This window comes from Streptomyces sp. NPDC050418 (assembly GCF_044458745.1).
Classification (GTDB): domain Bacteria; phylum Actinomycetota; class Actinomycetes; order Streptomycetales; family Streptomycetaceae; genus Streptomyces.
The window spans coordinates 72,410-97,411 of sequence record NZ_JBITIG010000006.1; the positions used below are offsets into that span (position 1 = coordinate 72,410).

A 25,002-nucleotide genomic window follows, 5' to 3' on the forward strand; every position below is an offset into this window, starting at 1 on the left:
GGTTTCCCTATGAACGCGCCCTATCCCTTCACCGCCCTCGTCGGCCAGGACGACCTCCGGCTTGCGCTGTTGCTCAACGCCGTCTCCCCCGCCGTCGGCGGTGTGCTGGTGCGCGGGGAGAAGGGGACGGCCAAGTCGACGGCCGTGCGGGCCCTTGCGGCCCTGCTGCCCGACGTCGATGTCGTGCCCGGGTGCCGGTTCTCGTGCGATCCGCTCGCGCCGGACGCGGAGTGTCCGGACGGGCCGCATGACGCGGCAGGGGCGGCGGCGCGGGCCGCGCGGATGGTCGAGCTGCCCGTCGGCGCCTCCGAGGACCGCCTCGTCGGTGCCCTCGACATCGAGCGGGCGCTCGCCGAGGGAGTCAAGGCCTTCGAGCCGGGGCTGCTCGCGGACGCGCATCGCGGGATCCTCTATGTCGACGAGGTCAATCTGCTGCACGACCATCTCGTCGACCTGCTGCTCGACGCCGCCGCGATGGGTGCGTCGTACGTGGAGCGCGAGGGCGTGTCCGTACGGCATGCGGCGCGGTTCCTGCTCGTCGGGACGATGAATCCCGAGGAGGGCGAGCTGCGGCCGCAGCTGCTCGACCGCTTCGGCCTGACCGTGGAGGTCGCGGCCTCGCGCGAGCCCGACCAGCGGGTCGAGGTCGTCAAGCGGCGGCTCGCCTACGACGCCGATCCCGCCGGGTTCGCCGCGCGCTGGGCCGACGAGGAGCACGCGGTGCGGGCACGGATCGTGGCCGCCCGCGCGCTGCTGCCGTCCGTACGGCTCGGAGATGGCGTGCTGCGGCAGATCGCGGCGACCTGCGCGGCCTTCGAGGTCGACGGGATGCGGGCCGACATCGTGATGGCGCGCACCGCCACCGCGCTGGCGGCCTGGGCCGGGCGTGACGAGGTCACGGCGGAGGACGTACGGCAGGCCGCGCTGCTCGCGCTGCCGCACCGGCGGCGGCGTAATCCGTTCGACGCGCCCGGGCTCGACGAGGACAAGCTCGACGAGACCCTGGAGGAGTTCGGGCCTGATCCCTCGCAGGCCGAGGGCGACGGGCCCGAGGACGACCCGGATCCCGACGGGCCGGGAGGCGGCGGTCCCGGTGGTGTCCCGCCGCAGGGCGACGGGGGCGACCAGGGCGAGGGCTCGCGGGTGCCTCCGCAGGCGCCCGCGCCCGAGTCCGGCACGGAGCAGGGCGAGCAGCCCGCGCCGTCCGGTACGGACTCGGACTCGGACACCGGCTCGGGTACGGGCTCGGCCGAACAGGGTCCGGCCGCCGCGGCCGAACCGTTCCGCACCAAACTCCTGAGCGTGCCCGGCACGGGCGCCGGGGCGGCCGGGCGGCGCTCGCGTGCGCGCACCGACCACGGGCGCACGACGGGGGCCAGGCGGCCTCAAGGGGCGCTCACCAAGCTGCACTTGGCGGCGACCGTCCAGGCGGCCGCACCCCACCAGCAGGCGCGCGGCCGCTCGGGGCGCGGGCTCGTCGTGCGCAGAGACGATCTGCGGCAGGCCGTACGGGAGGGGCGCGAGGGGAACCTCGTGCTGTTCGTCGTGGACGCCTCGGGGTCGATGGCGGCGCGGCAGCGGATGAGTGCCGTGAAGGGCGCCGTGCTCTCCCTGCTCCTCGACGCGTACCAGCGGCGGGACAAGGTGGGCCTGGTGACCTTCCGGGGTGCGGGCGCCGAGGTCGCGCTGCCTCCGACGTCCTCCGTGGACGCCGCCGCCGCACGTCTGGAGGCGCTGCCCACCGGCGGGCGGACCCCGCTCGCGGCGGGGCTCCTCACGGCGCACGAGGTGCTGCGGGTGGAGCGGCTGCGCGACCCCGTACGACGGCCGCTGGTCGTGCTCGTGACCGACGGGCGGGCGACGGGCGGACGGTCGGCCGGTGCGGGTGAGCCGGTGGCTCAGGCGCTGCGGGCGGCGGGCCTGTTCGCGGCCGCGTCGATCGCTTCGGTGACCGTGGACTGCGAGTCGGGGCCGGTGCGGCTGGGGCTCGCGGGGGCGGTGGCGCAGGGGCTCGGCGGCACCGTCGTCACCCTGGACGAGCTGCGCGCGGACATTATCGCGGGCCTGGTCAAGGACGTACAGAACGTCAACCGACACGAGCGGAGGGCCGCCTGATGCCCCAGGGACAGCCGGCCGTGGTGCCGGACGACGGACTGACGACGCGCCAGCGCCGCAACCGTCCGCTGGTCGTCGTGCACACGGGGATCGGCAAGGGAAAGTCGACGGCGGCGTTCGGGCTCGCGCTGCGGGCCTGGAATCAGGGCTGGCCGATCGGGGTGTTCCAGTTCGTGAAGTCGGCGAAGTGGAAGGTCGGCGAGGAGAACGCGCTGAAGGTGCTCGGCGCCTCCGGCGAGGGCGGCAGCGTCGACTGGCACAAGATGGGCGAGGGCTGGTCGTGGATCCAGCGGGCGCCCGCCGAGGGCGAGATGAGCAACGAGGACAAGGCCCGCGAGGGCTGGGAGCAGGTCAAGCGCGACCTCGCCGCCGAGACGTACAAGCTGTACGTCCTCGATGAGTTCGCCTATCCGATGCACTGGGGGTGGATCGACACCGAGGAGGTCGTGTCCGTGCTGCGGGAGCGGCCCGGCACCCAGCATGTGGTGATCACCGGGCGGAACGCCCCGGCCGCGCTGGTGGAGTTCGCGGATCTCGTCACCGACATGTCCAAGGTCAAGCACCCGATGGACACCGGGCAAAAGGGCCAGCGGGGCATCGAATGGTGACCTCGGTCCCCCGTCTGGTGATCGCCGCGCCCTCGTCCGGCAGCGGCAAGACGACCGTGGCGACGGGCCTGATGGCGGCCTTCGCCGCGGCCGGGCTCGCCGTGTCCCCGCACAAGGTCGGGCCCGACTACATCGACCCCGGGTATCACGCGCTGGCGACGGGGCGGCCGGGGCGCAATCTCGATGCGTATCTGTGCGGTCCGCAGCTGGTGGCGCCGCTGTTCGCGCACGGGGCGGCGGGCTGCGATCTCGCGGTGGTCGAGGGCGTGATGGGGCTGTTCGACGGTGCGTCGGGGCAGGGCGAGCTGGCGTCGACCGCGCAGATCGCCAAGCTGCTGCGGGCGCCGGTGGTGCTCGTCGTGGACGCGTCCTCGCAGTCGCGTTCCGTGGCCGCGCTGGTGCACGGCTTCGCGTCCTGGGACACCGGGGTGCGGGTCGCCGGGGTGATCCTCAACAAGGTCGGCTCACAGCGCCACGAGGCGTTGCTCCGCGAGGCGCTCGACGGGGCGGGTGTGCCGGTGCTCGGCGCGCTGCGCCGGGTCCGTGAAGTGCGGGCCCCGTCGCGGCACTTGGGGCTGGTGCCGGTCGCCGAGCGCTCGGACGAGGCGGTCGCGTCGGTGGCGGCGCTCGCCGAGCAGGTGCGGGCGGGCTGCGATCTGGAGGGGCTGCTCGCGCTGGCGCGCAGCGCGCCGCCGTTGGAGACGGAGGTCTGGTCGGCTCGGGAGGCGCTCGCGCGGATGCCGGGTGCTGGTGAGGCTTCGGGCGCGGAGACCGCTTCCCCTGCGGACGAGACCTCCGGGACGGCGTCCGGGATGGCGTCCGGTCGGCCGGTCGTGGCGCTCGCCTCCGGTCCGGCGTTCACGTTCTCGTACGCGGAACAGGCCGAGCTCCTGACGGCGGCGGGTGCCGAGGTCGTGCCGTTCGATCCGCTGCACGACACGGAACTGCCGGACGGCACCCGGGGGTTGGTGATCGGCGGCGGGTTCCCCGAGGTGTACGCGCCGGAGCTGTCCGCCAACGAGCCGCTGCGCAAGGCGGTCGCCGGCCTGGCGCACGGCGGTGCGCCGGTGGCGGCGGAGTGCGCGGGGCTGCTCTATCTGGCGCGCTCCCTGGACGGGAAGCCGATGTGCGGTGTCCTCGACGCCGACGCGCGGATGACGGAGCGGCTGACGCTCGGTTACCGGGAGGCGGTCGCCGTCTCCGACAGCGTGCTCGCGCCGGCGGGGACACGGGTGCGGGGGCATGAGTTCCACCGCACCGCGATCGAACCGGCCGCGGGTGCCACCCCGGCGTGGGGGCTGCATGCTCCGGAGCGCCGGGTCGAAGGGTTTGTACAGCAGGGGGTGCACGCCAGTTATCTGCACACCCATGCGGCCGCGCTGCCGTCGGCCGCCCGCAGGTTCGTGGAGAGGTGTGCGCAGTGGACAGCACGGTGAGCCGGACGCTGATCGGTGTCGGAGTGGGCCCCGGTGACCCGGAGTTGGTGACGGTCAAGGGCGTACGGGCCCTGCGTGAGGCCGATGTCGTGGTGGTGCCCGTGATGGCGGCCGCCGACGGTTCGGACGGCGGGGAGCCGGGGCGCGCCGAGGCGACGGTCCTGGAGTACGTGGCGCGCGAGAAGGTCGTCCGCGTGGTGTTCGCGCTCAACGAGCGCTCGGACCGCGGGCGCCGCGAGGCGGCCTGGGACGCGGCGGGCACGCGGGTGGCCGAGCTCCTCGAGGCGCACGCCGTGGTGGCGTTCGCGACGATCGGGGACCCCAATGTGTACTCGACGTTCACGTATCTCGCGCAGACCATCTCCGGGCTCGTCCCCGGCGTGGCGGTCGAGACCGTGCCCGGGATCACCGCGATGCAGGACCTGGCGGCGCGCAGCGGTGCCGTACTGACCGAGGGCACCGAGCCGTTGACGCTCGTGCCGGTGACGGCGGGGTCCGCGGCGCTCAAGGACGCGCTGGACGGGCCGGGCACCGTGGTGGCGTACAAGTTCGGCCGCCTCGCCGAGGAAGTGGCCGGTGCGCTGCGGGAGTCGGGGCGTACCGAGGGTGCGGTCTGGGGTTCCGCGCTCGGCCTCCCCCAGGAGTCGATCCGCCCGGCGAGCGAGCTGGCCGACGGCCCGCTGCCGTACCTCTCGACGCTGATCGCTCCGGCGCGGCGCGAGGGCGGACGGGGAGGGAAGTTGTGAGCGGCGGCGCCCGGGCGGCGGCTCACCCTCGCGACTGGCTCGCCGCCGTGTCACTCCGCCGCGCCCACCACCAGCCAGATGAAGGCCACGCCCGCGATGGTGCACAGGACCGTCGACCGGGCGGGGTGTTCGTGGTGGGCCTCGGGCAGGATCTCGGCCGCCGCGAGGTACAGGAGCGCGCCGCCGAAGAAGCCGAGGTAGGAGCCGAGCAGTTCCTCGGGCAATGTGAACAGCAGGGTGGAGGCCGCGCCGACCACCGGGGCGGCGGCGTCCGCGAAGAGCATGGCGACGGCCCGGCGGCGGGCGTTCCCGTACAGACGCGTGATCGTGTACGTGTTGAAGCCGTCGGCGAAGTCATGCGTGATCACGGCGAGGGCGACGGTCAGGCCCATCGCGCTGCCCGCCTGGAACGCGGCACCGATCGCGATGCCGTCCATGAGGCTGTGGGCGACCATCGCCGCGGCGGCCCCGAGGCCGACCTGCGGGACGCGTTCGCCGTCCGCCCCATGAGCGGCCTGGCGGAGCGCGAGGAGCCGTTCGAGCAGATGGGCGGTGAGGAAGCCGCCCACGAACAGCAACAGCGCCTGCGGTACGCCCCAGATCTCTTGGCCCGCCGCGTGCATCGCCTCGGGCAGCAGATCGAGGCCCACGACACCGAGCATCAGGCCGCCGGCCAGACCGAGTACGAGATGGCGGCGGTCGGTGACGCGTTGCGCCGTCCACCCGCCGACCAGCGTCATCAAGAACGCGCCGAGCGCTACGAACACCGCCATGCGCCCTTGCTAGCCGATGGGGCGCTCCGGCGCCCGCACGGCTCGCCGCGAGCGGCCGAGCGCACCCGGACGAGTCGGTCCGCGGCCCGCCCCGGCCCCACGCACGCCCGCCCTTCCCGCACGAACAGCCACCCCACCCCCACGAACCACCCCGAGAGGATCTCCACCCCATGGCAACCGAGGACGCTCCCGTGACCGGCAAGGTGACCTTCGTCGGCGCGGGCCCCGGCGCCGCCGATCTGCTGACGTTCCGCGCGGCGCGGGCCATCGCGGACGCGGACGTCGTGATCTGGGCGGCGAGCCTCGTACAGGCCGAAGTCCTGGAGCACGCACGCCCGGACGCCGAGATACTCGACTCCGCGACGATGTCGCTGGAGGACGTCGTCGAGGTCTACGAGCGGGCGCTGCGCGACGGCCTCGAGGTGGCCCGTATCCACTCCGGCGACCCCGCGTTGTGGGGCGGTACGCAGGAGCAGCTCGACCGCTGCGCCGCGCTCGGTCTGGAGACCGAGGTCGTGCCGGGCGTGTCCGCGTTCTCCGCGGTGGCGGCGCTCGCGCAGCGTGAGCTGACCATTCCCGAGGTGGCCCAGTCCGTGGTCCTGACGCGGCTCGGCGGCGGCAAGACGCCGATGCCGCCGGGTGAGGAGGTACGGGAGTTCGCGCGGCACGGCACGACGATGGCCCTGTTCCTGTCGGCCGCGCGCTCCGGGCAGTTGGTGCGCGAGCTGCTCGAAGGCGGCTATCCGACGACGACGCCCGTGGTGGTGGCGTACCAGGCGACCTGGCCCGAGGAGCTGCTCGTGCACTGCACGATCGGCACGCTGGAGGAGACGGTCAAGGAGCACAAGCTCTGGAAGCACACGCTGTTCCTGGTCGGGCCCGCGCTCGCCGCCTCGGGCACGCGCTCGCACCTGTACCACCCCGGTCACTTCCACGGCTACCGCAAGGCCGACCCGGCGGCCCGCAAGTCCCTGCGCACGCAAGGGGCCGGGTCATGACGGTCGCGGTCATCGGGGTGGGCGCGGGCGGGGCGCCGCTCGATGCCCGGGCCCGTGAACTGCTGGCCGCGGCGACGGTGGCCGTCGGCGGGAAGCGGCACCTCGACGCGGTGGAGCTCGGGGCGGACGTGGAGCGGATCGTGCTCGGACCACTCGCGCCGGCCCTCGACGTGCTCGACGAACGGATCGCGGACGGGCGTTCGCGCGTGGTCGTGCTCGCCTCCGGCGATCCCGGGTTCTTCGGCGTCGTCCGGGCGTTGGCGGAGCGGTTCGGTCCGCAGGCGCTGGAGATCCGGCCCGGGGTGTCCTCGGTCGCGGCGGCCTTCGCGAAGGCCGGGCTGCCGTGGGACGACGCGGTGGTGGTCAGCGCGCACGGGCGCGATCTGCGCACCGCGGTCAACGTGTGCCGTGCGCACCCCAAGACGGCGGTGCTCACGGGTCCGGGTGCCGGACCGGCCGAGCTGGGCGCGGAGTTGGTGCACCGGGCGGATCAGCGGGTGCTGCTCGTGGCGAGCGCGCTCGGCGATCCCGTGCACGAGCGGCTCGAGCGGGTCACGCCCGCGGAGGCGGCCGAGCGGGTGTGGGACGCGGTGAGCGTGGTGCTGTGTCTCGACGAGACGCGGGTGCTTTCACCGGTACGGACGGTGGCGGGGCCACGGCCTGGGCCCGCGCGGTGGGCGCTGGCGGAGGACGCGTTCGCGCACCGGGACTCGATGATCACCAAGTTCGAGGTACGGGCCCTCGCGCTGGCCCGGCTCGGGCCGCGCACCGGCGACTTCGTCTGGGACGTGGGCGCCGGCTGCGGCTCGGTGGCGATCGAGTGCGCGCGGTTCGGCGCGGCGGCGGTCGCCGTCGAGAAGACGGCGGACGGTGTCGAGCGGATCCGGGCCAACGCGGCGGCGCACGGGGTCGACGTCCGCGCGGTGCACGGCGCCGCGCCCACGGTGCTGTCCCATCTCGCCGATCCCGACGCGGTGTTCATCGGGGGCGGCGGCCGTGAGCTGCCGGCGATCGTCCGGGCCTGCGCCCGGCGCGCCCGCCGCACGGTGGTCGTCGCCCTCGCCGCGCTCGACCGCGTACCGCAGGTGCAGGCGGCCCTCGCGGAGTCCGGGTACGCGTGCGACGGCGTCCTGCTGCAGTCCTCCCGCCTGGCACCCCTGCCGGGCGAGGTGACGCGGCTCGCGGCGGGCAATCCGGTGTTCCTGCTGTGGGGGGACCGCGTAGGGGCGGCGGGCGCGCCGGACCTGGTCCCGGCGCTGAACGACGACACCCCGGCCCCGGCTTCCCCGCCGTCGCTGTCGCCGTCGCCGTCGCCGGAGTGCGACGTCACGTCCTCCCCGCACCCCCGGAACCACTCCCCTCTCACCTCCCCTGAAGGAGTCCTGAAGTGATCGGCCTGATCTCCGCCACCGCCGCGGGTGCCGCCGCGAGTGCGCGGCTCGCCGCGGTCTGGCCCGGGCGGGTGCGGGTGTACGAAGGGCCCGTCGGGTCCTGCGTGCAGCGTGCGTTCGCCGAGTGCGAGCAGCTCGTCTGCTTCCTCGCCACGGGCGCGACCGTCCGTCTCCTCGCCCCGCTGCTCACCGACAAGACCACCGATCCCGGTGTGGTGTGCGTGGACGAGGCGGGCCGGTTCGCCGTGTCGCTGGTCGGTGGCCACGGCGGCGGGGCGAACGCGCTGGCCCACGAGGTGGCCGAGGCGCTCGGCGCGCAGCCGGTGGTGACCACGGCGACGGACGCCGTGGGGATCCCCGGGCTCGACATGCTGGGGCTGCCCGTGGAGGGAGACGTCGCGGCCGTCGGCCGGGCGGTCCTCGACGGCGAACAGGTCGCCTGGGAGCCCGACTTCGCATGGCCCCTGCCCGCGCTCCCCGCACAGGTCCGGGCTCCGGAGCAGTCGGACCCGACGCCGGCGGGTCAGGGCTCCGGTGCATCCCGGAACACCGCACCGGCCCGCCTCCTCCTCAGTGACCGCACGGTCGGCCTCGCCCCGCACGAGGCCGTCCTGCGCCCGCCCTCGCTCGTCGTCGGCGTCGGCGCCTCCAAGGGCGCGCCCGTGGACGAGGTGTACGGGCTCGTCACCGACGCCCTTGCCGACGCCGGGCTCAGCGTCCGGTCCCTGGCACACCTCGCCACCGTCGACGCCAAGGCCGGGGAGCCCGGGATCGTCGACGCGGCCGCGCGGCTCGGGGTGCCGCTCGTGACGTACGACGCCGACCGCCTCGCCTGCGTCCCCGTGCCCAATCCCTCCGACGCGCCCCTCGCCGCCGTCGGCACCCCGTCCGTCGCCGAGGCCGCCGCGCTGGCCGAGACGGGCACCCGACTCCTGGTGCCGAAGCGGAAGTCCGCGCCGGAAGGGCGAGCCGCCATGGCCACGGTCGCCGTCGCGCGCCGCGCGCCGCGCGGGCGGCTCGCGGTCGTCGGGCTCGGGCCGGGTGCGCGGGACCTCGTCACGCCGCGCGCCAAGGACGAACTGCGGCGCGCCGCCGTGCTCGTGGGCCTCGACCAGTACGTGGACCAGATCCGCGATCTGCTCCGGCCCGGCACGCTCGTCCTGGAGTCCGGGCTCGGTGCCGAGGAGGAGCGGGCCCGTACCGCCGTGGCCGAGGCCGCGAAGGGGCAGACCGTCGCGCTGATCGGCTCGGGTGACGCGGGCGTGTACGCGATGGCGTCCCCCGCGCTCGCCGAGGCCGGCGACGACATCGACATCGTCGGGGTGCCCGGTGTCACCGCCGCGCTCGCGGCGGGTGCGCTGCTCGGGGCGCCGCTCGGCCATGACCATGTCTCGATCAGCCTCTCCGATCTGCACACCCCGTGGGAGGTGATCGAGCGGCGGGTCCGCGCGGCCGCCGAGGCGGATCTCGTGGTCACCTTCTACAACCCGCGCAGCCGGGGCCGCGACTGGCAGCTCCCCAAGGCCCTCGGCCTGCTCGCGGAGCACCGCACGCCGCGTACTCCGGTGGGCGTCGTGCGCAACGCGTCGCGCGCCGACGAGTCCGTACGCCTGACGACGCTGGGCGGGCTCGACCCGGCGACCGTCGACATGATGACCGTGGTCACCGTGGGCAATACGGCCACGCGCGAGATAGCGGGCCGTATGGTCACGCCGCGCGGCTACCGCTGGCAGCAGGACCCGGCCGGGACGGAGACCGCCGATGAGCACCTGTGAGGCACGGCCCGGGGCGCAGGACCCGGCCGCCGCTCCCGTGTGGGAGCGCGTGGTGCACCCCATCGAGCAGGAGTCGTTCCGCAGGCTGCGCGCCCGCCTCGACACCTCGCACTTCCCGCCGCTGACCAGGGCGGTGGTCGAGCGGGTCATCCACTCGGCGGCCGACCTGGACTACGCGGACGACCTCGTCACCGACGAGGACGCCCTCGTCCGCGGGCATGCGGCGCTGCACGCGGGCGTGCCCGTGGTGGTGGACGTGGAGATGGTCGCGGCGGGCATCACCCGGCGCGGGACGGTCTGCCGGTTGCGCGAGGCCAAGTCCGGTCCGGGGCTGACCCGTTCGGCGCACGCGATCCGCCTCGCGTACGAGCAGGTCGGGCCCGGCGCGCTCTGGGTGATCGGCTGCGCGCCCACCGCGCTTGAGGAACTTCTCACGCTCGACGCCGCGCCGGCGCTGGTGATCGGGCTGCCCGTCGGCTTCGTCGGCGCCACCGAATCGAAGGCGGCGCTCCGCGAGAGCGGACTGCCCGCCGTCAGCAACGTATCCGAGAAGGGCGGCTCCGCCGTGGCCTCGGCGGCGCTCAACGCGCTGCTGTACCACCCGGCGCCGCACACCCCCCAGCACAACCCGTCTTCGAAGGAGACCCCGTGAGCACCACCCTTCCCGCCCTGCTCGTAGCAGGGCATGGCACCCGCGATGACGGTGGCGCCGAGGCATTCCGTTCGTTCGTACGGGAGCTGGGGCGCCGCCACCCCGAACTGGCCGTGGCCGGCGGCTTCATCGAGCTCTCCCCGCCGCCGCTGGGCGATGCGGTGACCGAGTTGGTCGAGCAGGGCGTACGGCGCTTCGCCGCGGTCCCCCTGATGCTGGTGTCCGCGGGGCACGCGAAGGGGGACATCCCGGCGGCGCTGTCCCGCGAGAAGGAACGGCACCCCGGCATCACGTACACCTACGGCCGCCCGCTCGGCCCGCACCCCTCGCTGCTCGCGGTCCTGGAGCGGCGGGTGGACGAGGCGCGCGGGGAGTGGGCGCGCGAGGACGTCACGGTGCTGCTCGTCGGACGCGGCTCGACCGATCCGGACGCCAACGCCGAGGTGCACAAGGCGGCGCGGCTGTTCTGGGAGGGACGGGGATACGCGGGGGTCGAGACGGCCTTCGTGTCGCTCGCGGCTCCCGATGTGCCGAGCGGGCTTGACCGGTGCGTCCGGCTGGGGGCGCGGCGGGTCGTCGTGCTGCCGTACTTCCTGTTCACGGGGATCCTGCCGGACCGGGTGCGTCAGCAGGCCGGTGACTGGGCGGCCGCGCAGTCCGACGCCGAGGTGCGGTGCGCCGATGTGATCGGTCCCGAGGAGGAGTTGCTCGCCCTGGTCATGGAGCGCTACCGCGAGGCGCTCAAGGGCGATCTGCGGATGAACTGCGACTCGTGCGTGTACCGCGTGGCCCTGCCGGGCTTCGAGGACAAGGTGGGCCTGCCGCAGCAGCCGCACTTCCACCCCGACGACGACGGCCACCACCATCACCACGGGTCCGGTCACCACCACGGCCATGCGCACGCACACTGAGAGGGATCCGGCGGCCGTGTCAAGCGCGGCGGACCGGTCCGCGAACGGCACCTACGACCTCCGGCACCACGGTGACGCGGAGGTGCGGGACGGCGGTGCGTTGACCGATCTGGCGGTCAACGTCCGTACGGGCACGCCCCCGCAGTGGCTCCGCGACGAGATCGCGGCCGCGCTCGGCGGTCTGGCCGCCTACCCGGACGGACGGGCGGCGCGGGCGGACGTGGCGGCGCGGCACGGGGTCGACCCCGAGCGGGTGCTGCTCACGGCGGGGGCGGCGGAGGCGTTCGTGCTGCTCGCGCGGGCGCTCGACGTGCGCTGGCCGGTCGTGGTGCACCCGCAGTTCACGGAGCCGGAGGCGGCGCTGCGGGATGCCGGGCACGAGGTGGGGCGAGTCGTGCTGCCCGCGGCCGGCGGCTTCCGGCTCGACCCCGGCCTCGTACCCGAGGAGGCGGACCTCGTGGTCCTCGGGAATCCGACGAACCCCACGTCGGTGCTGCACCCGGCCCGCACCGTGGCCGCACTGGCGCGGCCCGGGCGGTTCCTGGTGGTGGACGAGGCGTTCATGGACGCGGTTCCCGGGGAGCGGGAGTCGCTGGCGGGCCGGACGGACGTGCCCGGCCTGATCGTGCTGCGGAGCCTCACGAAGACCTGGGGGCTCGCGGGTCTGCGGATCGGATACGTGCTCGCGGATCCGTCGACCGTCGCGCGTCTGGAACAGGCGCAGCCCTTGTGGCCGGTGTCCACCCCGGCCCTCGCCGCGGCATCGGCCTGCATGCGGCCCGCCGCGCTGGCGGAGGCGGAGGAGGCGGCCCGTACGTACGCGGCGAACCGGGCGTATCTTCTCGCGGCCCTGCGGGAGTTCGCGGAGGTCTCGGTCGCCGGGGAGGCCGCCGGTCCCTTCGTGCTGCTGCGGCTCGACGGGGCGATGGAGGTCCGGGCGCGCCTGCGCGAGGCCGGTTTCGCGGTCCGCCGCGGCGACACTTTCCCCGGGCTCGGCCCGCAGTGGCTGCGACTGGCAGTACGGGACAGGGCGACGACGGACCTGCTGGCAGAGGCGCTGGCGAAGGTGGGTGTGCGGTAGGCGGTGCGCGGTAGGCGGTGCGCGGTAGGCGGTGCGCGGTAGGCACCTCGCCGCACAACGAACGGCAAGCGGAACCACAAGGGGAGGGCGGCACAGGGATTTCCGCCCTCCCCTTGCTCAAGCCCCGTACAGCCCAAGGGATGTCACTGCAGGGGACGTTTCCGTGGCCGCGGGTCAGCCGCGGCTGCGGGCGCGGGCCAGGACCAGTGCGCCGCCGCCCAGACCGAGCAGAAGCACCGCACCGCCCGCGATGAACGGCGTGGCGGTGCTGCCGCCGGTCGCCGCGAGATCCTGCTGCTCCGGCTCGCCCGCGGACTGCGCCTCGATCCCGCCCTCGTCCTTGGCCTTGTCCTTCGCCTCACCGGCCGGCTTCTCCCCCTCGTCGGCCGGCTGCGGCGGCCCCGCAGGCGTCTCACACGAAGCCTCCGCGAGGGCGATGACCCCCTCAACCTCGGCGACGTTGAGGTCCAACGGGTCGACCGAGACCTTGAGTTCGAGCGCCGCCGCCGCGGCCGTCTTCGACGTCGTGTGCGTCTTCGCGTACGAGAGGGTCACCTCGCCGACCTTCGGCACGGCGACCCGGGTGACCTCGCCCGGGGAGATCGTCACCTTCTTGCCGAGAAGGGTCACGGAGCCGAGCAGGTTCGACTCGGCGACGGGCTGCTCGCCCGCCTCGCAGACCACCTTCGAGGTGACCTGCTCCACCTCGATCAGGGAGAGCAGCGGAAGGCCGGGGACATGGATCCTGGCCTGCGCGAGATTGCTGCGCGCCTCGGCCTTGTGCCGGTCCGTGGTCGCCTTGGCCGTGGCGACATCGGCCTTGAGGATGCTGACCGGCTTGCCCCGGTCGACGCCGTCGAGGCGCACCGACAGGGCGGTCTTCTCCGCGGACTGCGGCGCCTGTACCTCGTTGAGCGTCGTCCGCAGCGGGACCTGGACGGTCTTGTTGAGCAGCCCGACATCGAGCTGCGTCCGCAGCACGGCCGCGCTCGCCTTGCCCTCGTCGCCCGTGGCATGGGCGGGAACGGCGCCGGCGAGGGCCACGGGACCGGTGGCCAGGAGGGTCGCCGCGGCGGTCGCGGCGAGCCTGCGTGCGGGCATGCGTGCGGGCATGCCAAAGGTGTTGCTGTTCAAGACGGAGAAACCCCCAGGGAGACTTGGAGCCGTCGGCCCACGCGGGTACTTCCGGGACATGCGCCGTGCCGACGACCTCGACGCCGAGAATCTTTACGCACGGAGAGTGAACTGACAGCAGCGTGGCGTGAGTTCACCCCAAAGTGGGGTTTCCGGCCTGGTATTCGATTTCTGTCGCATATACGGACCCGTCCGTCACCCGTGTCGCCGACACCGCCCGAACACCGGACGAACGCGCCGGTTGACGCTCCGGCGCATGCGCAACCGTGACCAACGAGTGCCCCAGGTGAATGTCACGTTCCGTCAAGGCGGCACAGGGCACGACCCTCGGTCCTCGCAGCCGGCCGGCCCTGCTTGAGCTCACGCCCATGGCTCTCGAATGGGAACAGATCATCGTCGACTCCGAAGACCCCGTCGCCCTCGGGCGCTGGTGGGCCGAGGCGCTCGGCTGGGTGGTGGTCGACGAGACCGCGGAGATCATCGAGATCCGGCCCGCGCCGGACCGGCTGCCGGGGCTGCTCTTCGTGCCGGTCCCCGAGGGCAAGACGGCGAAGAACCGGCTGCACCCCGACTTCCGCCCCGACGACCAGGAGGCCGAGGTCGCCCGGCTCCTCTCGCTCGGCGCCCGACGCGCGAACTCCGTGCAGGACGAGCAGCACTGGGTGACCCTCCTCGACCCCGAGGGCAACGAGTTCTGCGTCCTGAGCAGCCGCAAGAGCTGACCGGAGCGGGCGGCCGTTCGGGCCTCGGCCCACCGCCCGCCGCGCCTCAACCCACCACCACCCGCCGCGCCTCAGCCCACCACCACCCCGTCGAGCACCACCCGCCGGGGCCCCGCCAGCACCCGCACATCCGCCCGCGGATCCTCCTCGTACACGACGAGGTCCGCGGGCGCGCCCTCTTCCAGGCCCGGGCGGCCGAGCCACTCGCGGGCGCCCCACGTGGCGGCGGAGAGGGCGGCGACGGCCGGGATGCCCGCCGTGACGAACTCCTCGACCTCCGCGCCCGCGAGGCCGTGGGCGAGCGCGCCGCCCGCGTCCGTGCCGACGAAGACCGGGATGCCCGCGTCGTAGGCGGCGCGCACCGTGTCGTAGCGGCGGTCGTAGAGGCGGCGCATGTGGTCGGCCCAGATGGGGAACTTCGCGTCGCCCTGCTCCGCGAGCTTGGGGAACGTGGCGATGTTGACGAGGGTGGGGACGATCGCCACGCCGCGTGCGGCGAAGAGCGGGATCGTCTCCTCGGTGAGGCCCGTCGCGTGCTCGATGCAGTCGATGCCCGCCTCGACGAGGTCGACGAGCGAGTCCTCGGCGAAGCAGTGCGCCGTCACGCGGGCACCGAGCCGGTGGGCCTCCGCGATGGCCTCGGTCACGGCCTCGCGCGGCCAGCAGGCGCCGAGGTCGCCGGACGAGCGGTCGAGCCAGTCGCCGACGAGCTTGACCCAGCCGTCGCCGCGCCGCGCCTCCTGCCCCACGTACGCGACAAGGTCCTCGGGCTCGATCTCGTGGGCGTAGTTGCGGATGTAGCGGCGGGTGCGGGCGATGTGCCGGCCGGCCCGGATGATCTTCGGCAGATCGGGCCGCTCGTCGGTCCAGCGGGTGTCCGAGGGCGAGCCGGCGTCGCGGATGAGCAGGGTGCCGGCGTCGCGGTCGGTGAGGGCCTGCTTCTCGGCGACCTCGTCGGACACGGGACCGTGGGTGTCGAGTCCGACGTGGCAGTGCGCGTCGACGAGTCCGGGCAGCGCCCAGCCCTCGACGGTGGTCACGTCGTGGGATCCGACGGGGCGGTCGTAGGTGATCCGCCCGCCGATCACCCACAGTTCGTCCCGCACGTCCTCGGGTCCGGCGAGGACCCGTCCCTTCACCCGCAGCACCGTCGACTGATCGCTCATGTACGGCAGCGTAGAACCCACTGGGTACGCTCGGACACGCAACCCGATGCATGCGCCGACCACCGCGCCACGCACTGCGCCCATCCCTGCGCCGGACCGAAGAGAGCACCATGACGCACGACCAGCACCCCTTCCTCGACCTGGCCCCGATGAGCGCCGCCGAGTTCGCCGCGATCGAGGACAAGGTGGCGCGGCTCCTGCGGACCGAGCAGGACGTCGTGATCATGCAGGGCGAGGCGCTGCTCCCGCTGGAGGGCTGCATCCGCGCGGCCGCACAGCCCGGCACGGTGGCACTGAACGTGATCACCGGTCCGTACGGGCAGACCTTCGGCAACTGGCTGCGGGACTGCGGCGCCGAGGTGATCGACCTGGCGGTCCCCTTCCACACGGCCGTGACGGCCGAGCAGATCCGCACGGCCCTCGCCGAGCGCCCGGACATCGACTTCGTCTCGCTCGTGCACGCGGAGGCCGCGACCGGCAACACCAACCCGGTGGCGGAGATCGGCGCGGTCGTACGGGAGCACGGTGCGCTCTTCTATCTGGACGCCGTCGCGTCGGTGGGCGCGGAGCCGCTGCTGCCCGACGCGTGGGGCGTCGACCTGTGTGTGATCGGGGCGCAGAAGGCCATGGGCGGTCCGGCCGGGGTGTCGGCTGTGTCGGTGAGCGAGCGGGCGTGGAAGCGGTTCGCGGACAATCCGCGGGCGCCGCGGCGTTCGTATCTGTCGCTGCTCGACTGGAAGGAGCGCTGGGTCGACGGCGGCCGCAAGGCGCTGCTGCACGCGCCGGCGCAGTTGGAGATGCTGGCGCTGGGCGCCTGTGCGGACCGGATCGAGGACGAGGGCCTGGACGCGCTGATGGCGCGGCACGCCGATGCGGCGCGTGCCACGCGTGAGGGTGCGGCGGCCGCGGGGCTCGCGCCGTACGTGCACGACGCGAAGGACGCGGCTCCGGTGGCCACGACGCTGCGGACGCCGGAGGGTGTCGACGCCTCCGCGGTGGTCGCGGCGGCGCTGGCCGCCGATGCCACGCTGCCGGTCGCCGCGGGCGGCGGGGCGCTCGCCCACGAGATGATCCGCGTCAACCACTACGGTCCCGATGCCCGTATCGACGTCGTGGAGCGCGTGCTCGCGGTACTGAGTGAAGCCATGCACCTTCAGAAGCCTTAATTGAATTAAGAATTCGTGAAAACGGGAAGCGCGTTTATACGTAGCTTCCCGTTTCGCTTCTGCCCGGTTTCCCGGGGCCTAAACACTAAGATTTTGTAGACATCTACGGGACCCTCGGGGCTGTGACCGACTCCACACCACGCCCGATTCGCACCTTAAATCGGCCCCAAATCCCCTCAAATCGCCGAGCCTCGCCCGCGCGGATAACAGACCGGCGCGCCCTGCGTAACCCCTGAGCCCCATGCGATTTCGATTTCCTCTCGGTAAATTCAATCCGCATGACCACTGCACAGGCTCTGCCTTTTAAAGGCGTCCGGCTCGACAGCCCTGAGGTTAAGGACGGGGCAGCACTGTGGCGTATCGCCCGTGACTCGAAGACGCTCGATCTGAACTCGTCGTACAGCTATCTGCTGTGGTGCCGTGATTTTTCCGGTACGTCGGTGGTGGCGCGTGACGAGCAGGGGGAACCGGTCGGCTTCATCACCGCGTACATCCGGCCCGAGAGCCCGCAGACGCTGCTCGTGTGGCAGGTCGCCGTGGACGCCGCGCACCGCGGCCGGGGCCTGGCGGCCACGCTCCTCGACGGGCTCGCCCGCAGAGTCGCCGGAACGCACGGGGTGAACCGCGTCGAGACCACGATCACGCCCGGGAACACCGCCTCCGAGCGGCTGTTCACCTCGTTCGCCGCGCGTCATGGCGCACCCCTCGAGCGCGAAGTCCTCTTCAGCGCGGAGGAGTTCCCCGACGGCAGCGCCCACGATCCCGAAGTGCTGTACCTCATCGGTCCGTTCACCACCAAGGAGTCCCTGTGACCATCACCCAGCCCGACCTCAGCGTCTTCGAGACCCTCGAGTCGGAGGTGCGCAGCTACTGCCGCGGCTGGCCCACCGTCTTCGACCGCGCGCAGGGCAGCAAGATGTACGACGAGGACGGCCATGAGTACCTGGACTTCTTCGCCGGCGCCGGCTCCCTCAACTACGGGCACAACAACCCGGTCCTGAAACGCGCACTGATCGACTATCTGGAACGTGACGGCGTCACCCACGGTCTCGACATGTCGACCACGGCCAAGCGCGCCTTCCTGGAGACCTTCCAGGAGACGGTGCTGCGGCCCCGCGACCTGCCGTACAAGGTCATGTTCCCGGGCCCGACCGGCACCAACGCCGTGGAGTCCGCGCTGAAGCTGGCCCGCAAGGTCAAGGGCCGTGAGTCGATCGTGTCGTTCACGAACGCGTTCCACGGCATGTCGCTCGGCTCGCTCGCGGTGACCGGCAACGCGTTCAAGCGCGCCGGTGCCGGTATCCCGCTGGTGCACGGCACGCCGATGCCGTTCGACAACTACCTCGACGGGCAGACCCCGGACTTCATCTGGTTCGAGCGCCTCCTGGAGGACTCCGGTTCGGGTCTGAACCACCCGGCCGCGGTGATCGTCGAGACCGTGCAGGGCGAGGGCGGCATCAACGTGGCGCGCGCCGAGTGGCTGCGCAAGCTCGCCGATGTCTGCAAGCGCTGGGACATGCTCCTGATCGTCGACGACATCCAGATGGGCTGCGGCCGCACCGGCGGCTTCTTCTCCTTCGAGGAGGCCGGGATCGTCCCGGACATCGTCACCGTCTCGAAGTCGATCTCCGGCTACGGACTCCCCATGTCGCTCTGCCTGTTCAAGCCGGAGCTCGACGTGTGGGAGCCGGGCGAGCACAACGGCACGTTCCGCGGCAACAACCCCGCGTTCGTGACGGCCGCCGCCGCGCTCAGCGCGTACTGGGCGGACGGCGAGATGGAGAAGCAGACCCTGGCGCGCGGCGAGCAGATCGAGCAGGCCATGGTCGCGATCCGCGCCGAACACCCCGAGGCCACGCGGGAGTACCGCGGCCGCGGTCTGGTGTGGGGCCTGGAGATGACCACCCCGGAGCATGCCTCGAAGATCGCCCGTCGCGCCTTCGACCTGGGGCTCCTGGTGGAGACCTCGGGCCCGGAGTCCGAGGTCGTCAAGCTGCTTCCGGCGCTGACCATCACCCCCGAGGAGCTGGACGAGGGCCTGCGCATCCTGGCCCGCGCGATCCGCGAAACCGTCTGAGCCTGCCCCGCCGACCCCACCCCCGTACGAGAGAAGGAAGCAACCCACCGTGATCGTCCGCTCGTTCCAGGAGATCGAAGGCACCGACCGGCATGTGAAGTCCGCGTCGGGCACCTGGGAGTCCAAGCGCATCGTGCTCGCCAAGGAGCGCGTGGGCTTCTCCCTGCACGAGACCGTGCTGTATGCCGGTACGACCACGTCCATGTGGTACGCGAACCACATCGAGGCCGTCGTCTGCATCGAGGGCGAGGCCGAACTGACCAATGACGAGACCGGAGAGAAGCACACCATCACGCCCGGCGTGATGTACCTGCTCGACGGGCACGAGAAGCACACGATGCGGATCAAGCAGGACTTCCGCTGCCTGTGCGTCTTCAACCCGCCGGTCACCGGCCGCGAGGACCACGACGAGAACGGGGTCTACCCCCTTCTGACGGAGCCCGATCCCGTCTGATCCACCGGCACTCCCGAACCGCACATAAGGGACCGCATGAGGAACCGTACGTAAGGAGAGGAAGGCACCATCATGACCACCGCACCCGAACGCACCGACCTGTATCCGACCCGCGCCGCGACCGAGGTGATCACCGAGCGGAAGGACCCTGTCGTGTGGTCCTCGCCGGGTGCGCCGGGGCCGATGGCGCCGTCGGAGCTGCAGGGGTTCGAGCGGGACGGGTTCCACGCGATCGAGCAGCTGATCACGCCCGACGAAGTGGGCGTGTACGCGGGGGAGCTGGAGCGGCTGATCGCCGATCCGGCGATCCGTGCGGACGAGCGCTCGATCGTCGAGCCGAAGTCGCAGGAGATCCGCTCGGTCTTCGAGGTGCACAGGATCAGCGAGGTGTTCGCACGCCTCGTGCGCGACGAGCGGGTCGTGGGCCGCGCGCGGCAGATCCTCGGCTCGGACGTGTACGTGCACCAGTCGCGGATCAACGTGAAGCCGGGCTTCGGGGCCAGCGGCTTCTACTGGCACTCGGACTTCGAGACCTGGCACGCCGAGGACGGTCTGCCGCACATGCGGACCGTGTCCGTCTCGATCGCGCTGACCGAGAACTACGACACCAACGGCGGGCTCATGATCATGCCTGGTTCGCACAAGTCGTTCCTCGGGTGTGCGGGTGAGACCCCGAAGGACAACTACAAGAAGTCGCTGCAGATGCAGGACGCGGGGACGCCGAGCGACGAGGCCCTGACCCGGTACGCGGACCGGCACGGGATCCGGCTGTTCACGGGCAGGGCCGGTTCGGCGACCTGGTTCGACTGCAACGCGATGCACGGCTCGGGCGACAACATCACGCCGTATCCGCGCTCGAACGTCTTCATCGTGTTCAACAGCGTGGAGAACGCGGCCGAGGAGCCGTTCGCGGCGCCGATCCGGCGGCCGGAGTTCATCGGGGCGAGGGACTTCACCCCGGTGCAGTAGGTCGCGGGAGTCCTCACAGCCAGGCGATCCGGGCGGCGCGCTCCAGTACGGAGCGTGCCGCCCTGCCGTCTCCGGCCAGGCCCCGCGGCACCTCGTGCGGGTCGTGGCGGCCGGCCAGGAGCAGACAGAAGTCGACAGGTTCGAGGACGAGTTCGGCCGCGACCGGCTCGTCCTCGGAGCCGAGCACCCACTCCCCCTCGCCGCCCTGCCCGGCCACCGTGAGCAGCACGGGCGCGGGGCTGTCGCCGAGCGCGAGGCCCAGCATGCGCACCCCGAGCCGGACCATGCGCCACAGGTGCGCGTCGGGCGGGGCGGGGACGGGCCGGCCCAGTGCGCGGCCGATGTCGTCGGTGTGGATCCAGGTCTCGAAGCCGCGCACCACATAGTGGTCGGCGAGCGGCAGGCGCACCCCGAGCAAGGTCGTGGCCTGCGCGGCGAGTTCGGCCGAGGCGGCCTCGGGTGCGGCGAGCAGCGCGGCCGACTGCTCCTGCCAGGACGCGACGGTGTCCGAAGGCATCCGGGTCCGCTCGTGCGCGATCACCTCGGCCGTGCGGTGCGCCCAGATCCGGCGCCAGGAGGCGTCCTGCGGCTGCGGTCCGCGCGGCACGCTGGCCGTCAGTCCCAGGCGCAGCGCCAGGGACTCGTCGGCGGCGAGCAGATGCGCGACGGTGGCGTGCACGTCCCAGTCGTGCACGACCGGGGTGCCCCAGGGGCCTTGCGCGCCCAACTCCCGCAACAGCGCCTGCAGTCCGGCCACGGCGGCGGCGTACGGGGCGGCGTGCGGTGCGGTCCGTGCGGCGGCGGGGCGCTGTGCCAGAACGGAGGCGAGCAGCCGTCCGCGGGCCGCCGGGGCGGCCGTGTCGTCGGGTTCGCCGGCGGCGGCCCGGTCGATGCGTTCGTAGGCGAGCGCGGGGTCGCCGCCGTCGAGCAGCCGGACCGTGTCGCGCAGTCGGCCGGCCTCGTCGGCGCAGCTCTCGCACTCGGCGAGATGGCCGAGCAGCCGCGGCTCGTCGGAGGGCGGGACGGCGTCGAGGGCCCAGGCTCCCAGGAGTTCGCGTACGCCTTCGTGGTCGGCGGCCATCACGTGCCCTTCTTGCCGGTGTCCGTCATCAGGCACCGCACTTCCGTGCCTGTCCTCGCGTCGCTCACCCTCACGCACCCCGTTCCACAGCCGGGTCCGGTGGCTCGGCGAGGGTGGCCGCGAGGCGGCGCAGGGCGGCGCGCAGCCGGGTCTTCGCGGTGCCTTCCGGGATGCCGAGTTCGACGGCCACCTGCCGGTAACTGTGCCCGGCGAAATACGCCAGATGCACGGCCTGCCGCTGCGGCAGCGGGAGTGCGGCGAGTGCGGAGTGCAGCAGCAGCGCCCGCTCCATGTCGACGACCGCCTCGTCCGGGCCAGGGCCCGGTGCGGGCAGGGAGCGCAGGACCGCCTCGTCCGCGTGCACGGCCTTGCGGTGCCGCTCCTCTGCGCGCACCCAGTCCACCGAGCGCCGGTGGGCGAGCATCGACAGCCAGGTGCGCAGGGTGCCGCGCTGCGGATCGTAGGTGTACGGACGGGACCACAGGTGCGCGAACACCTCCTGCGCCACGTCGTCGGCGGCGCCCGGCGCATGCGTCACGCGCAGGGCGATCCGTCGGACGAGTCCGCCGTAGGTGTCGTACGCCGCGGCCAGGGCGGTCTCGTCCCCGTACACCAGACGCCGGTGCAGCTCGGCGTCGGTCGGCGCCCGACTCTTCTCCACCGGCACCGCCTCCTCCCGGCATTCCTAGCGCGTGGACGGGGCGGGCGCCAGGGTGCGTCGGGAGGGCTCAGGCGAGCAGGTTCAGGAGGCGGTCGACGTCCTCCGTGGTGTTGTAGAGGTGGAATGAGGCCCTCAAGTTCCCGGCGCGGTCCGAGAGTTCGAGACCGGCCTCGCTGAGCTGCGGCTGCCGCGCGCCGAGGCCGGGGACGGCGACGATCGCCGAGCCGGGCGCGTCGACCGGGGTGTGGCCGAGGGCGGCCAGGCCCGTGCGGAAGCGGTCGGCGAGCGCGGTGTCGTGGGCGCGGACGGCCGGGATACCGAGGGTCTCGATCAGGTCGAGTCCGGCCACGGCTCCCGCGTACGAGTAGAGGCTCGGGCTGATGTCGAAGCGCCGTGCGGAGCGGGCGAGTTCGGTGACGGGTCCGTAGCAGCTGTCCCACGGCTGCTCGCCCGCGACCCAGCCCGCGAGGAACGGGGTGAGGCCGCCGAGGTCCTCGGGGACGGTGAGGTAGGCGATCCCGCGCGGGCCGAGCAGCCACTTGAAGCCGACCGAGACCACGAAGTCGGCCTGCGGCACCGGCAGCCAGCCCGCGGACTGCGAGACGTCGACGAGAGTGCGGGCGCCGTGGGCGCGCGCCGCGTCCCGTACGGCGTCGAGGTCGGCGATCCGGCCGTCCGCGGACTGCACCTGGCTGACCGCGACCAGGGCGGTGCCGGGGCGGACCTCCTCCGCGAGGCGCTCCAGGGCGACGGTGCGCGGCTTGAGGCCGGGACGCATGTGGAAGGGGTTCACGAGCGAGCTGAAGTCGTCCTCGGCGAGCAGGACTTCGGCGCCGTCGGGCAGCGAGGCGGCGATGAGGCCCGCGTACACGGCGACCGAGGCGCCGGTGGCGACGCGGTGCGCGGGGACGCCGGCGAGCCGCGCGAACGCGGCCCGCGCGGCCTCCACGTCACGGAAGTGATCCAGCGGGCGCCCGGCCGCGGTGGCCAGGACGCCCTCGTGCAGCGCGGCGACACCGGCGGCGGGGATCAGCCCGGTGCTCGCGGTGTTGAGATACGTCGACTGCGGGGCGACGAAGGCGTCGCCGCCCAGGGATGCGGTGCTCGGGGCGGTGCTCGGGGATGCGGTGCTCGGGGTGCGCTCCATGGACACCATGCTGGTACGGGACCAACTCCACGTCCATTGCGGAGTTTTGCAGGGTTTGTCTTAGCGATGCTTATACATGGGCTCTGAGCACCGCATCTGCGGGCGCACCCCGTCCCCCGGGTCTCAGTTCTGCGGCACCGCGCAGCCGTCCGGGCCGCACGCCTCGGCCTCTCCCTCCGGGCCGGCCCGGTCGATCAGCGTGAGCGGCGAGCGCTCGCCCCAGGCCTGCTGGAGCGCCTGGGTGAAGACCTCGGCGGGCTGGCCGCCGGAGACGCCGTACTTGCGGTCGAGGACGAAGAACGGGACGCCCGAGGCACCGAGTTCGGCGGCCTCGCGCTCGTCGGCGCGCACGTCGTCCGCGTACGCCGACTCGTCCGCGAGGGTGGCCCGCGCCTCGGCCTCGTCGAGCCCGGCCTCGGCGGCGAGGGCGACCAGGACCTCCGGGTCGAAGACGGAGCGCTCCTCGGCGAAGTTGGCGCGGTAGGCGAGCGCGAGCAGCTCGTCCTGCCTGCCGCGGGCCTTCGCGAGGTGCAGGAGGCGGTGGATGTCGAAGGTGTTGCCGTGGTCGCGGCCCTCGGTGCGGTAGCCGAGGCCCTCGGCGTGCGCGTTGGACGCGACGTGCTCCTCCATGGCGCGGGCCTCGTCCACGGTGCGGCCGTACTTCTTCGCGAGCATGTCGATCACCGGTGCGGTGTCGCCCTTGGCGCGGTTCGGGTCGAGCTCGAAGGAGCGGTGGATGATCTCGACGTCGTCGCGGTGGGCGAAGGCGGCGAGGCCGTCCTCGAAGCGCTTCTTGCCGATGTAGCACCAGGGGCAGGCGATGTCGGACCAGATCTCCACGCGCATGGGGTATGTCTCCAGGTCAGGGGTTGCTCGGGGTGTTTGGGTGAACGTTGAACCGGTGGGTTTCATTCCCTCGGGCTCAGGCCGCGCCCACCCTGCTGAACTGCACCCGGTACCCGCTGGGTGTCAGCCCCGTCCGTCGCACCACGTGCTGGCGGAGTGAGTCCGCTGTGCCCAGGCCGCAGGCGCGGGCGACCTGGTCCATGGGGAGTGTGGTCGTCTCCAACAGCTCCTTCGCGCGTTCGACGCGCTGGTGCAGGAGCCACTGGAGCGGGCTCACGCCGGACTCCGCGTGGAAGCGGCGGGTGAGCGTGCGGACGCTGACGCCCGCGTGGCGGGCCAGGTCGGTCAGGGTGAGCGGCTGGTCGAGGCGCCGCATCGCCCAGCCGCGGGTGTCGGCGCACGCGGTGCCGCGCGCGGGCGGCAGCGGGGTCTGGGTGAACTGGGTCTGGCCGCCCGGACGGACCGGCGCGACCAGGGCCAGCCGCGCGACGGTGTTGGCCGCGGCCGCCCCGTAGTCCGTGCGGATCATGTGCAGGCACAGGTCGATCCCGGCCGCGTACCCGGAGGAGGTCATGACCTGGCCGTCCTGCACGTAGAGGACGTCGCCCTGCACGTCGAGGAACGGGTAGCGCTCCTTGAGCTCCTGGGTGAGCTGCCAGTACGTCGTCGCCGAGCGGCCGTCGAGCAGCCCGGCCTCCGCGAGCACGAAGGCACCGCTGCAGATCGACGCGATGCGCAGCCCGCGCTCCGCCGCGTCCCGTACCGCCTCGACGGTGCGCGGGTCGGGCAGATAGCGGTGGCCCGTGCCCGCGACCAGGACGGTGTCGGCCGCGGCGAGCGTTTCGAGGCCGTGCGGCACCTCCAGGCCGAGCCCGCCGGTGGTGACGATCGGGCCGGGTTCGGGGGTGCAGACCACCACCTCGTACCCCCGTACGCCGTCGATCTCGACCTTCTCGAAGAGCATCTCGGGGATCGCCAGGTTGAACATCGAGACGGGCGAGGGGGCGATCACGGCGATGCGGTGCGGGATGCGGTGCGGGCTCGTCGGGGGCGGCTTTCGGGTCGGCATGGCCAGAACCTCCGGGTGCATGGC

General features: G+C 72.9%; 24 protein-coding genes. 16 read left to right on the forward strand and 8 right to left on the reverse strand.

Annotation, left to right across the window (positions count from 1 at the left end; all coding sequences use genetic code 11):
* Positions 1-9: 9 nt before the first annotated feature.
* The 4 genes from ACIBI4_RS15605 to cobI are packed head-to-tail and all read left to right on the forward strand — an operon-like array spanning position 10 to position 4,905.
* Complete coding sequence (locus ACIBI4_RS15605) at positions 10-2,115, forward strand: putative cobaltochelatase (protein WP_399204401.1); 2,106 nt, start codon at positions 10-12, stop codon at positions 2,113-2,115.
* A complete protein-coding gene (cobO, locus tag ACIBI4_RS15610) occupies positions 2,115-2,723 on the forward strand; it encodes a cob(I)yrinic acid a,c-diamide adenosyltransferase (protein WP_399204402.1) in 609 nt (202 codons plus the stop codon). The genes ACIBI4_RS15605 and cobO overlap by 1 nt, the downstream gene beginning before the upstream one ends.
* Positions 2,717-4,159 carry a cobyrinate a,c-diamide synthase gene (locus ACIBI4_RS15615; RefSeq protein ID WP_399204403.1) on the forward strand — a complete coding sequence of 481 codons (1,443 nt, stop codon included), beginning with the start codon at positions 2,717-2,719 and terminating at the stop codon, positions 4,157-4,159. Before cobO ends, ACIBI4_RS15615 begins: the two co-directional genes overlap by 7 nt.
* Positions 4,156-4,905, forward strand: coding sequence for a precorrin-2 C(20)-methyltransferase (cobI, locus tag ACIBI4_RS15620; RefSeq protein WP_399204808.1), 750 nt, complete (start codon positions 4,156-4,158; stop codon positions 4,903-4,905). Before ACIBI4_RS15615 ends, cobI begins: the two co-directional genes overlap by 4 nt.
* A gap of 50 nt (positions 4,906-4,955) precedes the next feature.
* On the opposite strand, the gene ACIBI4_RS15625 is transcribed toward cobI, so the two are convergent.
* Entirely contained in the window at positions 4,956-5,678 is a 723-nt protein-coding gene (locus ACIBI4_RS15625; RefSeq protein ID WP_399204404.1) for a ZIP family metal transporter, read from the reverse strand.
* Between the two features lie 170 nt (positions 5,679-5,848).
* Between ACIBI4_RS15625 and cobM the strand changes: the two genes are divergently transcribed.
* The 6 genes from cobM to cobC are packed head-to-tail and all read left to right on the forward strand — an operon-like array spanning position 5,849 to position 12,486.
* Positions 5,849-6,676 carry a precorrin-4 C(11)-methyltransferase gene (cobM, locus tag ACIBI4_RS15630; RefSeq protein WP_399204405.1) on the forward strand — a complete coding sequence of 276 codons (828 nt, stop codon included), beginning with the start codon at positions 5,849-5,851 and terminating at the stop codon, positions 6,674-6,676.
* A complete protein-coding gene (cbiE, locus tag ACIBI4_RS15635; RefSeq protein WP_399204406.1) occupies positions 6,673-8,067 on the forward strand; it encodes a precorrin-6y C5,15-methyltransferase (decarboxylating) subunit CbiE in 1,395 nt (464 codons plus the stop codon). Before cobM ends, cbiE begins: the two co-directional genes overlap by 4 nt.
* A complete protein-coding gene (gene cobJ, locus ACIBI4_RS15640; RefSeq protein WP_399204407.1) occupies positions 8,064-9,842 on the forward strand; it encodes a precorrin-3B C(17)-methyltransferase in 1,779 nt (592 codons plus the stop codon). Before cbiE ends, cobJ begins: the two co-directional genes overlap by 4 nt.
* Entirely contained in the window at positions 9,829-10,494 is a 666-nt protein-coding gene (locus tag ACIBI4_RS15645; protein ID WP_399204408.1) for a precorrin-8X methylmutase, read from the forward strand. The genes cobJ and ACIBI4_RS15645 overlap by 14 nt, the downstream gene beginning before the upstream one ends.
* Entirely contained in the window at positions 10,491-11,405 is a 915-nt protein-coding gene (locus ACIBI4_RS15650) for a sirohydrochlorin chelatase (RefSeq protein ID WP_399204409.1), read from the forward strand. The genes ACIBI4_RS15645 and ACIBI4_RS15650 overlap by 4 nt, the downstream gene beginning before the upstream one ends.
* Positions 11,389-12,486: an Rv2231c family pyridoxal phosphate-dependent protein CobC gene (cobC, locus tag ACIBI4_RS15655; protein WP_399204410.1), complete on the forward strand. Its 1,098-nt coding sequence runs from the start codon at positions 11,389-11,391 to the stop codon at positions 12,484-12,486. Before ACIBI4_RS15650 ends, cobC begins: the two co-directional genes overlap by 17 nt.
* A gap of 174 nt (positions 12,487-12,660) precedes the next feature.
* On the opposite strand, the gene ACIBI4_RS15660 is transcribed toward cobC, so the two are convergent.
* Positions 12,661-13,620: an SCO1860 family LAETG-anchored protein gene (locus ACIBI4_RS15660; protein WP_399204411.1), complete on the reverse strand. Its 960-nt coding sequence runs from the start codon at positions 13,618-13,620 to the stop codon at positions 12,661-12,663.
* A gap of 368 nt (positions 13,621-13,988) precedes the next feature.
* Here ACIBI4_RS15660 and ACIBI4_RS15665 point away from each other — a divergent pair, with 368 nt between their 5' ends.
* A complete protein-coding gene (locus tag ACIBI4_RS15665; RefSeq protein ID WP_399204412.1) occupies positions 13,989-14,342 on the forward strand; it encodes a VOC family protein in 354 nt (117 codons plus the stop codon).
* A gap of 71 nt (positions 14,343-14,413) precedes the next feature.
* Here ACIBI4_RS15665 and ACIBI4_RS15670 read toward each other — a convergent pair whose 3' ends face one another.
* The gene (locus ACIBI4_RS15670) at positions 14,414-15,508 is read right to left on the reverse strand and encodes an amidohydrolase family protein (RefSeq protein WP_399204413.1); all 1,095 of its coding nucleotides are present in this window, start codon (positions 15,506-15,508) and stop codon (positions 14,414-14,416) included.
* A 110-nt stretch (positions 15,509-15,618) separates the two neighbouring features.
* On the opposite strand from ACIBI4_RS15670, the gene ACIBI4_RS15675 reads away from it, so the two are divergent.
* The 5 genes from ACIBI4_RS15675 (at position 15,619) to thpD (ending at position 20,174) form a co-directional block, all read left to right on the forward strand.
* Positions 15,619-16,674, forward strand: a complete 1,056-nt coding sequence (locus ACIBI4_RS15675; RefSeq protein ID WP_399204414.1) for a pyridoxal-phosphate-dependent aminotransferase family protein — start codon at positions 15,619-15,621, stop codon at positions 16,672-16,674.
* Positions 16,675-16,952: 278 nt separating this feature from the next.
* Positions 16,953-17,486: a diaminobutyrate acetyltransferase gene (gene ectA / locus ACIBI4_RS15680; protein WP_399204415.1), complete on the forward strand. Its 534-nt coding sequence runs from the start codon at positions 16,953-16,955 to the stop codon at positions 17,484-17,486.
* Positions 17,483-18,751 carry a diaminobutyrate--2-oxoglutarate transaminase gene (gene ectB / locus ACIBI4_RS15685; protein WP_399204416.1) on the forward strand — a complete coding sequence of 423 codons (1,269 nt, stop codon included), beginning with the start codon at positions 17,483-17,485 and terminating at the stop codon, positions 18,749-18,751. The genes ectA and ectB overlap by 4 nt, the downstream gene beginning before the upstream one ends.
* 49 nt (positions 18,752-18,800) lie before the next feature.
* The gene (locus ACIBI4_RS15690; protein WP_399204419.1) at positions 18,801-19,205 is read left to right on the forward strand and encodes an ectoine synthase; all 405 of its coding nucleotides are present in this window, start codon (positions 18,801-18,803) and stop codon (positions 19,203-19,205) included.
* A gap of 72 nt (positions 19,206-19,277) precedes the next feature.
* The gene (gene thpD, locus ACIBI4_RS15695) at positions 19,278-20,174 is read left to right on the forward strand and encodes an ectoine hydroxylase (protein ID WP_399204420.1); all 897 of its coding nucleotides are present in this window, start codon (positions 19,278-19,280) and stop codon (positions 20,172-20,174) included.
* A gap of 13 nt (positions 20,175-20,187) precedes the next feature.
* Here thpD and ACIBI4_RS15700 read toward each other — a convergent pair whose 3' ends face one another.
* From ACIBI4_RS15700 to ACIBI4_RS15720, 5 genes are all read right to left on the reverse strand, one after another.
* Entirely contained in the window at positions 20,188-21,255 is a 1,068-nt protein-coding gene (locus tag ACIBI4_RS15700) for a maleylpyruvate isomerase family mycothiol-dependent enzyme (protein ID WP_399204421.1), read from the reverse strand.
* Positions 21,256-21,325: 70 nt separating this feature from the next.
* On the reverse strand, positions 21,326-21,922 hold the full coding sequence (locus ACIBI4_RS15705) for a sigma-70 family RNA polymerase sigma factor (RefSeq protein WP_399204422.1): 597 nt from the start codon (positions 21,920-21,922) through the stop codon (positions 21,326-21,328).
* A 61-nt stretch (positions 21,923-21,983) separates the two neighbouring features.
* The gene (locus tag ACIBI4_RS15710; protein ID WP_399204423.1) at positions 21,984-23,063 is read right to left on the reverse strand and encodes an aminotransferase class V-fold PLP-dependent enzyme; all 1,080 of its coding nucleotides are present in this window, start codon (positions 23,061-23,063) and stop codon (positions 21,984-21,986) included.
* Positions 23,064-23,186: 123 nt separating this feature from the next.
* Positions 23,187-23,909, reverse strand: coding sequence for a DsbA family oxidoreductase (locus ACIBI4_RS15715; protein WP_399204424.1), 723 nt, complete (start codon positions 23,907-23,909; stop codon positions 23,187-23,189).
* A 76-nt stretch (positions 23,910-23,985) separates the two neighbouring features.
* Complete coding sequence (locus ACIBI4_RS15720) at positions 23,986-24,978, reverse strand: GlxA family transcriptional regulator (RefSeq protein ID WP_399204426.1); 993 nt, start codon at positions 24,976-24,978, stop codon at positions 23,986-23,988.
* Between the last annotated feature and the right edge of the window lie 24 nt (positions 24,979-25,002).

Bases quoted from the DNA above. Each gene is read 5' to 3' on its own strand.
- ACIBI4_RS15675 (WP_399204414.1), top strand. From the start codon at position 15,619: ATGACGCACGACCAGCACCCCTTCCTCGACCTGGCCCCGATGAGCGCC.
- cobO (WP_399204402.1), top strand. From the start codon at position 2,115: ATGCCCCAGGGACAGCCGGCCGTGGTGCCGGACGACGGACTGACGACG.
- ACIBI4_RS15615 (WP_399204403.1), top strand. From the start codon at position 2,717: ATGGTGACCTCGGTCCCCCGTCTGGTGATCGCCGCGCCCTCGTCCGGC.
- ACIBI4_RS15605 (WP_399204401.1), top strand. From the start codon at position 10: ATGAACGCGCCCTATCCCTTCACCGCCCTCGTCGGCCAGGACGACCTC.
- ACIBI4_RS15645 (WP_399204408.1), top strand. From the start codon at position 9,829: ATGAGCACCTGTGAGGCACGGCCCGGGGCGCAGGACCCGGCCGCCGCT.
- ectA (WP_399204415.1), top strand. From the start codon at position 16,953: ATGACCACTGCACAGGCTCTGCCTTTTAAAGGCGTCCGGCTCGACAGC.
- cobC (WP_399204410.1), top strand. From the start codon at position 11,389: ATGCGCACGCACACTGAGAGGGATCCGGCGGCCGTGTCAAGCGCGGCG.
- cbiE (WP_399204406.1), top strand. From the start codon at position 6,673: ATGACGGTCGCGGTCATCGGGGTGGGCGCGGGCGGGGCGCCGCTCGAT.
- ACIBI4_RS15625 (WP_399204404.1), bottom strand. From the start codon at position 5,678: ATGGCGGTGTTCGTAGCGCTCGGCGCGTTCTTGATGACGCTGGTCGGC.
- thpD (WP_399204420.1), top strand. From the start codon at position 19,278: ATGACCACCGCACCCGAACGCACCGACCTGTATCCGACCCGCGCCGCG.
- ACIBI4_RS15720 (WP_399204426.1), bottom strand. From the start codon at position 24,978: ATGCCGACCCGAAAGCCGCCCCCGACGAGCCCGCACCGCATCCCGCAC.
- cobM (WP_399204405.1), top strand. From the start codon at position 5,849: ATGGCAACCGAGGACGCTCCCGTGACCGGCAAGGTGACCTTCGTCGGC.
- ACIBI4_RS15670 (WP_399204413.1), bottom strand. From the start codon at position 15,508: ATGAGCGATCAGTCGACGGTGCTGCGGGTGAAGGGACGGGTCCTCGCC.
- ACIBI4_RS15710 (WP_399204423.1), bottom strand. From the start codon at position 23,063: ATGGAGCGCACCCCGAGCACCGCATCCCCGAGCACCGCCCCGAGCACC.
- ACIBI4_RS15715 (WP_399204424.1), bottom strand. From the start codon at position 23,909: ATGCGCGTGGAGATCTGGTCCGACATCGCCTGCCCCTGGTGCTACATC.
- ACIBI4_RS15665 (WP_399204412.1), top strand. From the start codon at position 13,989: ATGGCTCTCGAATGGGAACAGATCATCGTCGACTCCGAAGACCCCGTC.
- ACIBI4_RS15700 (WP_399204421.1), bottom strand. From the start codon at position 21,255: ATGGCCGCCGACCACGAAGGCGTACGCGAACTCCTGGGAGCCTGGGCC.